Origin of the sequence: Bradyrhizobium sp. CCBAU 25360 (genome assembly GCF_028128695.1) — a bacterium.
Classification (GTDB): domain Bacteria; phylum Pseudomonadota; class Alphaproteobacteria; order Rhizobiales; family Xanthobacteraceae; genus Bradyrhizobium; species Bradyrhizobium ottawaense.
Window position 1 is genome coordinate 1 of the sequence record NZ_LBJA01000013.1, and the last position, 1,257, is coordinate 1,257.

Consider the following 1,257-nt stretch of genomic DNA (forward strand, 5'->3'; position numbering starts at 1 on the left):
AGCACCACGTCGAAATTGCCCGAGGCCAGCTCACGCATCGCCTTGCACATCGCGATCATCGGACGCGAGATGCCGTTGCCGAGCCACAGGGCCAGCACGGCACCGATGGCAAGGCCGCCGAGCGCCATCATCAACATCAGTTGCTCGGTCTCTCCGATCGTCGCGTTGGCGCTCGCCTCGATGCGCTGCTGGTCAGCAGTCAAATCCGAACGCAGCTCGGCCGAGAGCTTGAGGATGGTCGCCGCCGTCTTGGTCATCTCACCGTTCGACTTGACGATGATCTTCACGTTCTCGGTCAGCCTTGAGAAGGAGGTGCGGTACTGCTTCAGCAGATTGCCGATCTCGGTGACGCGGTCGGTGATCTTCTGGTCGCTGGCATAGATCGAGACCAGCAGGGTCTCCAGGAATTTGATGCGGGCGATCACGCCGTCGGCGGTCTTCGGCTCCGGCTTGGCGACGAAGGCGCTGACCGAGGTGGAGACAGCCAGATATTGCGAGGTGATGTCCTTGGCCGTGGTCTGGACCGATGCCAGCCCCGCCAGCGCGGCGGTATCGGCGAGGTCGTCGAACTTGAAGCGGATCTTGTTGCCGACGCTGTTGAGCTCATCGGCCGCGATCTTGTTGTTCTCGCGCGTCAGGACGATGATCTCCCCGAACACCTTCGTGAAGCGCTGAAACTCGGCCTCCAGCTTGCCGACCTGCTCGCGGCGGGCGGCGCCTGTCGTGGCGGACATCGACTTGGCGATCGCGCTCTTCAGATTGTCTTCGGCGGCCTTGGCTGCGGTCTCGTCATCCACCGCCCCCGTCAGGGTATAGGCCCGAGCCAGTCCCTGATAGGCGATCAGCTCGCGATCGACCGTCCGGGCGAGGTCGGCTTCCGACACGCTGGTGCGGTAGGAAGCCACGGCGGCCTGGATCCGCTCGAAGCCGAAATAGGCGAAAGCCATGCTGACGGCGAGGATGGCTAGCACCGCCACGAAGCCGAGGATGATTTTTGCGCGAAAACGCAAGCTTGGCAGCTTCGATTGGTTCGACTTCGACTTGACCGACATTCCCCCACCCCATTCCATTCGCGGAAAACCAGGCGCAGCCCGGAAGCAGCCCGCTTCCTGACTCGCCCGCACGGTAATCGGCAAAGGATAAGCTGTGGTAAATTTGTGGCGCCGCAACTCGCGGTTAGGTGACGCGGGGATTTGTTAAGGCGCGCTTTTCCGCGCCGTTACAAATGCCGTCATAAATTAAGTGCGGGCACCAAAT

At 61.8% G+C, this 1,257-nt stretch carries 1 pseudogene; it reads right to left on the reverse strand.

Going from position 1 to position 1,257, the window contains the following annotated elements:
* Positions 1-1,052: pseudogene (locus XH81_RS04775) on the reverse strand (methyl-accepting chemotaxis protein); the annotation flags it as partial.
* Positions 1,053-1,257: the final 205 nt, after the last annotated feature.